The sequence below is a fragment of the Pantoea sp. Pa-EAmG genome (assembly GCF_030024295.1).
Taxonomy (GTDB): domain Bacteria; phylum Pseudomonadota; class Gammaproteobacteria; order Enterobacterales; family Enterobacteriaceae; genus Pantoea; species Pantoea dispersa.
The window spans coordinates 23,512-30,123 of sequence record NZ_JASEWO010000040.1; the positions used below are offsets into that span (position 1 = coordinate 23,512).

The window sequence follows — 6,612 nt, forward strand, 5'->3', positions numbered from 1 at the left end:
TTTTGGTGACGGCTCAACCCAACCGCGACTGCACGCCGGGCAGCTGCATCAGGCGCTGCCAGGCTGCTTCGACCGCGTCGGGTACATCAACGTGTCCGAAGAACCCCTTGCCGTTCGGGCCGTAGCCGCTGGCGTCGTCACGCAGGCGCTGCACCTCGCCCATCAGCAGCGACAGGAAACGCTCCACTGACCACAACCCCTGCGGCGGCGCGCCAACGATGCGCAGCATGCCCGCATCCATCATCACCTGCGGCACAAACACCGGCCAGCTGATGAATTCCGGCGCATGCTCGCGATCGCGCCACTGCCAGCGGAAGGTTTCCCAGCTGCGGCGCTGCATCAACGGATCCTGCACCAGCAGCACGCGCTGCGGCTGCCACTGCTGCTCATCCAGCAGGCGCTGGCTCAGGGCGGCGTTTTCGCCACAGTTGCGTGAGGCGGTTTCCAGCAGCAGCTGATCGTCAGGCAGCTCAGCGAACACGCGCGCCATCTCGCCCAGCAGCTGCGCTTCGCCCTTGCCGGCGGTGTCGATCTGGCGATAGAGCGGATGGCTGGCAATCATCGCGGCCAGCAGCGCGGTTGAATGACCGATGCCGCCGCTGATTAGCAACGGCAGCTGATATTTCTTCGCCAGCGCAATCATCGCTTCGACGTTCGGCAGCACCGCATGTCCCGCAAGTATGGCTAAATCGACCTCCAGCGTACCGTCCTTTGGCAGCTGATCGAGCGCCAGCCAGGCGGCAATGGTGTTGATATCCTGAATTTGATGGTCATTGAGCTGCATCACTTTCTCCTTGCGTTATCACTGGCAGTGTAACGCCTTAATACCGCGACGGCAGGGAAAAATTTGCTACACTCGCCGCATTCTCATCAGGAGGGATCAATGACAGCGCGTTCCGTAACGCTTGACGATGTCGCCCGGCTGGCTGGCGTCTCCTATCAAACGGTTTCCCGGGTGCTGAACCATTCCGCGCAGGTGTCACCCCGCACCCGCGCGCGGGTGGAAGCCGCGATGCAGCAGCTCAGCTACGTGCCAAATCGGGTCGCGCAGCAGCTGGCAGGCAAGGCCACGCGCACGCTCGGGCTGGCGACCAGCGATCTGGCGCTAATGGCACCGGCGCAGATTGCTTCGGCGATTCAGCAGCGCGCGGCGGCACAGGGCTATCATCTGGTAATCGCCATGGCTAATGCCACCAGCCACGCGCAGGACACGGTGCATGAATTGCTGGCGCAGCGCGTCGATGCTCTGCTGATCAACCTGCCGCTGGATGCCGCGCAGGCGGCGCAGATTCAGCAGCAGTGCGGCAGCAAACCGACGCTGTTTCTGGATGTGGAGCGCAGCGCTGCCGTGGCGCAGTGTCAGTACCGGAGCACCAGCGGTGCGCAGCAGGCGGTGGATCATCTGGTGGCGCTCGGCCACCGGCAGATTGGCGTGCTGAACGGGCCTGCCAGCTCCGCGTCAGCGCGGGCGCGATTTAGCGCCTGGCAACAGGCGCTGGCGCGTCATCATCTTGCGCCGGTCTGTGTGCTGAGCGGTGACTGGAGCGCGGCGTCCGGCTATCAGGCGCTGCTGACCCGGCTGCCCGACCAGCTGCCGCAGGCGCTGCTGGTGGCTAACGATCAAATGGCGCTGGGCGCGATGCGCGCGCTGCATCAGCATGGCGTACGAATTCCGGCGGAGATATCGATCATCGGTTACGACGATACGGCGGAGAGCGCGTGGTATCAGCCACCGCTGACCACGGTGCGCCAGGATTTACAGCAGTTAGGCACAGTGAGCGTCGATCGTCTGCTGGCGCAGCTGGAGGGAGAGATACCGGACAGTCAGCCGCTGGAGACCGAGCTGGTCCTGCGCGCCACCACAGCGGCGCCGTTGCAGCAGCAGGTGGATGTGGCGGAGATTGCGCATCAGTTACAGCAGCTGGCGCGGGCATTAAAAAGGTCGCCATAAATGGCGACCCTGGAGCAAAACGCGGGTATCAGGCCCGTGAGGCTTACTGCCCTTTTGGTTCGCCCATCGCTTTGAGCTTTTTCGACAGCTCGCGACGCTCTTTCGACAGATCGGCGTTTTTGATGATGTACTCGTCTACGCGATCTTCATAATCCACGCGCATGCTGGCGATGATTTCCTGAATCGCTTCCACGCTCATACCAGGTTTGATGTACTCGCTCAGGTTGTCCAGCAGCAACACACGTTTCTGGTTATCACGGACTTTCTTCTCGTTATCCACGATTTCGCGCTGCAGTTTGTTTTTACGACGAAACATACGCACAAACTCCAGTACGTCCTGAAATGATTGCTTGGCATTTTCCATGTTGGCACCTTTCTTGTGGCCTGCCGCGGCAGGCAAAATAGTCATAAACCGGGAAGACATTTAGCTTACCGGCTTATAAGCCGGGTTCGCAATTTTCACCGCTAAATTCGGACTGGCACTTATCTTAGCGCAAAGAAAGGGCAATTCGCACTAAGTCATTGCCTGAGAAAACTATTTGCGCAGCGCCAGACGCACCAGGTCTGTCATGCGCTCCAGCTGACGCGCCTGCTCCAGACTCAGCCAGACGTAACCGTAAATCGCGGTGGTCTCCAGCCGCGCGCTGCCGTTGGCGATCAGCGCTTCCAGCTCCTGGGTAATGGCTTCCAGCTCGTGGCTGTTGGCAATCACCTGTTCGGTCTCGCCTTTCACCATCAGCGCCGCCAGCGCGTTCAGGGTGTTCTCGGTCATCTGCTGCGTGCGGCGTAGCGTCGGCGCGTTAAGCAAAATCAGATGGCTCTCGCGCGACGCCCACCAGGCTTCAATCTGCATCTGCATGGTGTTAACCATATTACGGTTAATGGTCTGAATGGCTTCAAACACCGATTTAGGGATACGCGTCTCTTTGCTCGCCGGCTCCAGCAGCGCGCGCATTTTGATCACGCTGGTGAGCAGCTTCTGGAAGCGCGGATTGAGGCGCGGCTTCTCCACCAGATTGGCAGAAAAGCCAGCGTGATGAATCTTCGCCATGTTGATAAAGGCGTCCGACAGCTGAATGCGCCAGTGAGTGTAGGCGCGCTGCGCCCAGATGGCGCTGAACAGCAAGGCCATCAGCGAGCCGAGAATCACATCGCCGCCGCGCCACAGCGCCACGGTGAAATCGCCGGCCGGCGCGCCGACCACCACGCCGAGCGTGATGCCGATCAGCAGTGCCATATACGGGTGTTTGCCCAGCGTCAGATAGCCGCAGACGATCATCACGATAAAGCACCACACCAGCATCAGCGGCAGTGACAGCAGCTCCAGCTTCAGCGCGATCAGCCCTGATATCAGCCCGGCAAAGGTACCGCTGATACGCTGCACCACGCGCGGCAAAACATTGCCCCAGGTGGAGATCGGTCCCATCACCACCACCAGCGTAATCAGCGGCCAGGTGCCTTCCGGAATATCGGTCAGACGGACAAACAGGAAGCACAGCACAAAGGCGATAGCGATGCGTACGCCGTGCACGGCGCGGTAGTGGCGGTAAAACCAGAACTCAATCGGAGAGATGGGCTTGTCAGCGCGTAACATGGTGGTCCGGGTGCGATAAAAATTTGCGCGCTATGTTACCCTGGCACAGCACGAACATTGAGGGGCTGGCGCAACTTTTTGCGCAATAATACAACTGCGCTACATCTTGTTTTCTCAGTGCACACAAGGATGTAACGCAGCGGTTGCTTATTGCCCGACGGCTTACAGTTTCTGTTTCACGTAATCGCTGATGCGCGTGATGATGCCTGCTTCATCGACCGATTGCAGCGCGTACAGCGGATAGCTGGCCAGCTGCTTGTCTTTATCCAGCACCTGAATTTCGCCCACCTGCTCGCCGGCTTTGAGTGGCGCTTCGAGGTCTTTACGATTGATCACATACTTCGCCATCACGTTCGACACTTCGCTGCGCGGCAGTGACAGATAGATATCTTCGGTGGTACCGACGTCCACTTTGTGCGGGTTGCCGTACCAGACGTTTTCGCTGCCGATCTTTTTCCCGGCGTGGAACAGCTGCACGGTGTCGAAGTTGTTCTGTCCCCACACCAGCAGTTTACGCGCCTGCTCTTCACGTCCCTTCGAACTTTTCCCGCCCATGATCACCGCAATCAGACGATGGCGACCGACGATGTTCGAGGCGACGATGTTGAACCCGGCGCTCTCGGTGTGGCCGGTTTTCATGCCGTCGACGTGCAGATTCTGATCCCACAGCAGGCCGTTACGATTGTTCTGAGTAATGCCATTGAAGCTGAGGGTTTTCTCGCTGTACATGGCGTAGAAATCCTGCTCACCGTTGATGATGGCGCGCGACAGCACCGCCAGATCGCGCGCGGTGGTGTGCTGCCCCGGCGCATCAAGACCGTGCACGGTTTCGAAGTGGGTGTGCGTCAGACCGAGCTTCTGCACGTAGCTGTTCATCATGTTGACGAAGCTCTCCTGACTGCCGGCCACATAGTCGGCCAGTGCCACGCAGGCGTCGTTGCCGGAATCAATGATCACGCCGCGCATCAGGTCGCGCACGGTGACTTTATCGCCCGGCTTAAGAAACATCAGCGACGAGCCTTTAAACACCGGATTGCCGGCGGCCCACGCGTCTTTACCCACCGTGACCACATCGTCGCGGGTGATTTTCTTCTGATCGACCGCGCGGTCGACGACATAACCGGTCATCAGTTTGGTCAGGCTGGCCGGGTTGCGCTCCGCGTCCGGGTTGCCCGCGGTGAGGATCTGCCCGGTGGTGGCGTCCATCAGCACCCAGGACGCGGCATCAATGGCCGGCGGCGTCAGGGGAAACGGCATGCTGTCATCCGCGTGCGCCAGCGATGCCCAAACAATCATTCCAGATACAGTTACCAACAGACGCCTTTTCAACACTTCTTCCTCAACATCAAATTAATGAATTTACCGCCGCACGTTTTACGGCAAATAGCGCTTTGATATCTGAATAAATTGAAAAAAAGTATGAACCGCGGACAAATGCTGCGCGCCCGCTCGCAGCGATGGCGATCGAGGTTGTGCTGTACCGGGCTGACGACTATTCTGTGCGTTGATTTTCCATAGCCAGGATAACGCCGTGCCCGCCTCTGAGTTCACTTTTCTGTTCCACGATTATGAAACCTTCGGCAAAAGCCCGTCGCTGGATCGTCCGGCGCAATTTGCAGGCCTGCGCACCGACAAAGCCTTTAACGCCGTAGGCGAACCGCAGGTGTTTTACTGCCAGCTCGCGGACGATTACCTGCCGCAGCCGGAAGCGGTAATGATCACCGGTATCACGCCGCAGGTGGCCAACGCGCGCGGCGTGCCGGAAGTGGAGTTTGCTCAGCGCATTCACGCGCTGTTCAGCGAACCGCAGACCTGTGTGATCGGTTACAACAACGTGCGCTTCGATGACGAAGTGACGCGCAATATCTTCTACCGCAACTTTATCGACCCGTATGGCTGGAGCTGGCAGAACGGCAATTCGCGCTGGGATCTGCTCGACGTGATGCGCGCCTGCTATGCGCTGCGCCCGGAAGGCATCGTCTGGCCGGAGAACGACGACGGTTTCCCGAGCTTTAAGCTGGAGCATCTCACCCAGGCTAACGGCGTGGCACACGAACAGGCGCACGATGCGATGTCCGATGTGTACGCCACGCTGGCGATGGCAAAGCTGGTGCAGGAGAAGCAGCCGAAGCTGTTTGAGTTTCTGTTTACCCATCGCAACAAGCAGAAACTGATGACGCTGATTGATATTCCGCAGATGAAGCCGCTGGTGCACGTTTCCGGCATGTTCGGCGCGGCGCGCGGCAATACCAGCTGGATTGTGCCGCTGGCGTGGCATCCGGATAACAAAAACGCGCTGATCGTGGCCGATCTGGCCGGCGACATGACGCCGCTGCTGACGCTGTCGCCAGATGAGTTGCGCGAGCGGCTGTATACGCGACACAGCGATCTGGGCGATTTGCCGGCGGTGCCGATCAAGCTGGTGCACATCAATAAGTGCCCGGTGCTGGCCCCGGCCAATACATTGCGCCCGGAAGATGCCGAACGACTGGGTATCGATCGTCAGCACTGTCTGGCGAATCTGGCACTGCTGCGCCAGCATGCCGAAGTGCGGGAAAATGTGGTGACGCTGTTTGCCGAAGCGGAGCCGTTCACGCCGTCGGAGGATGTTGATGCGCAGCTGTATGACGGCTTCTTCAGCGACGCCGATCGCGCCGGCATGAACATCCTGCGCCAGACGCCGCCGCAGAACCTGCCGGCGCTGGATTTGACCTTTGAGGATAAGCGTATCGCGAAGCTGCTGTTCCGCTATCGCGCCCGCAACTTCCCCGGCACGCTGGATGATAAAGAGCAGCAGCGCTGGCTGCAGCACCGCCGCGAGCAGCTTAATGCGGAGCGGGTACAGGCGTTTTTGCTGGAGCTGGAGTCGCTGGCCAGTTTGCATGAGGGCGATGCAGAGAAGATGGCGCAGCTGAAAGCGCTGTATTTGTATGCGCAGGAGCTGGTGTCGTAGCAGGGTTTCGTGCGGGCTGATGCCCTCACCCCGGCCCTCTCCCACAGGGAGAGGGGGAGGTATGGTGCGTTCTGGTACAGCTACTGGGCTGATACCTGACACACGCTCGGGCGG

Annotated in this window: 6 protein-coding genes; 2 read left to right on the plus strand and 4 right to left on the minus strand. The window is 59.6% G+C overall.

The genetic code is table 11. From position 1 onward, the window contains the following. Positions 1-13 precede the first annotated feature (13 nt). Positions 14-784 carry a YdcF family protein gene (locus tag QMM04_RS08075; RefSeq protein WP_282995963.1) on the minus strand — a complete coding sequence of 257 codons (771 nt, stop codon included), beginning with the start codon at positions 782-784 and terminating at the stop codon, positions 14-16. 99 nt (positions 785-883) lie between these two features. Between QMM04_RS08075 and QMM04_RS08080 the strand changes: the two genes are divergently transcribed. Further along, positions 884-1,951, plus strand: a complete 1,068-nt coding sequence (locus QMM04_RS08080; RefSeq protein ID WP_282995964.1) for a LacI family DNA-binding transcriptional regulator — start codon at positions 884-886, stop codon at positions 1,949-1,951. A gap of 43 nt (positions 1,952-1,994) precedes the next feature. Here the strand turns inward: QMM04_RS08080 and tmaR are convergent, their stop codons facing one another. The 3 genes from tmaR to dacD all read right to left on the minus strand — a co-directional run bounded on the left by tmaR (position 1,995) and on the right by dacD (position 4,874). Beyond that, complete coding sequence (gene tmaR / locus QMM04_RS08085) at positions 1,995-2,315, minus strand: PTS system regulator TmaR (protein ID WP_282995965.1); 321 nt, start codon at positions 2,313-2,315, stop codon at positions 1,995-1,997. A 171-nt stretch (positions 2,316-2,486) separates the two neighbouring features. Beyond that, positions 2,487-3,545, minus strand: a complete 1,059-nt coding sequence (locus QMM04_RS08090; RefSeq protein WP_021509368.1) for an FUSC family protein — start codon at positions 3,543-3,545, stop codon at positions 2,487-2,489. Between the two features lie 162 nt (positions 3,546-3,707). Continuing rightward, on the minus strand, positions 3,708-4,874 hold the full coding sequence (gene dacD / locus QMM04_RS08095; RefSeq protein ID WP_031280074.1) for a serine-type D-Ala-D-Ala carboxypeptidase DacD: 1,167 nt from the start codon (positions 4,872-4,874) through the stop codon (positions 3,708-3,710). Positions 4,875-5,076: 202 nt separating this feature from the next. Between dacD and sbcB the strand changes: the two genes are divergently transcribed. Continuing rightward, positions 5,077-6,498, plus strand: coding sequence for an exodeoxyribonuclease I (sbcB, locus tag QMM04_RS08100; RefSeq protein WP_058757323.1), 1,422 nt, complete (start codon positions 5,077-5,079; stop codon positions 6,496-6,498). The last annotated feature ends 114 nt before the right edge of the window (positions 6,499-6,612 follow it).

Excerpts from the sequence above, each read along its gene's own strand:
- QMM04_RS08075 (WP_282995963.1), bottom strand. The coding sequence starts at position 784 with ATGCAGCTCAATGACCATCAAATTCAGGATATCAACACCATTGCCGCC.
- QMM04_RS08080 (WP_282995964.1), top strand. The coding sequence starts at position 884 with ATGACAGCGCGTTCCGTAACGCTTGACGATGTCGCCCGGCTGGCTGGC.
- tmaR (WP_282995965.1), bottom strand. The coding sequence starts at position 2,315 with ATGGAAAATGCCAAGCAATCATTTCAGGACGTACTGGAGTTTGTGCGT.
- QMM04_RS08090 (WP_021509368.1), bottom strand. The coding sequence starts at position 3,545 with ATGTTACGCGCTGACAAGCCCATCTCTCCGATTGAGTTCTGGTTTTAC.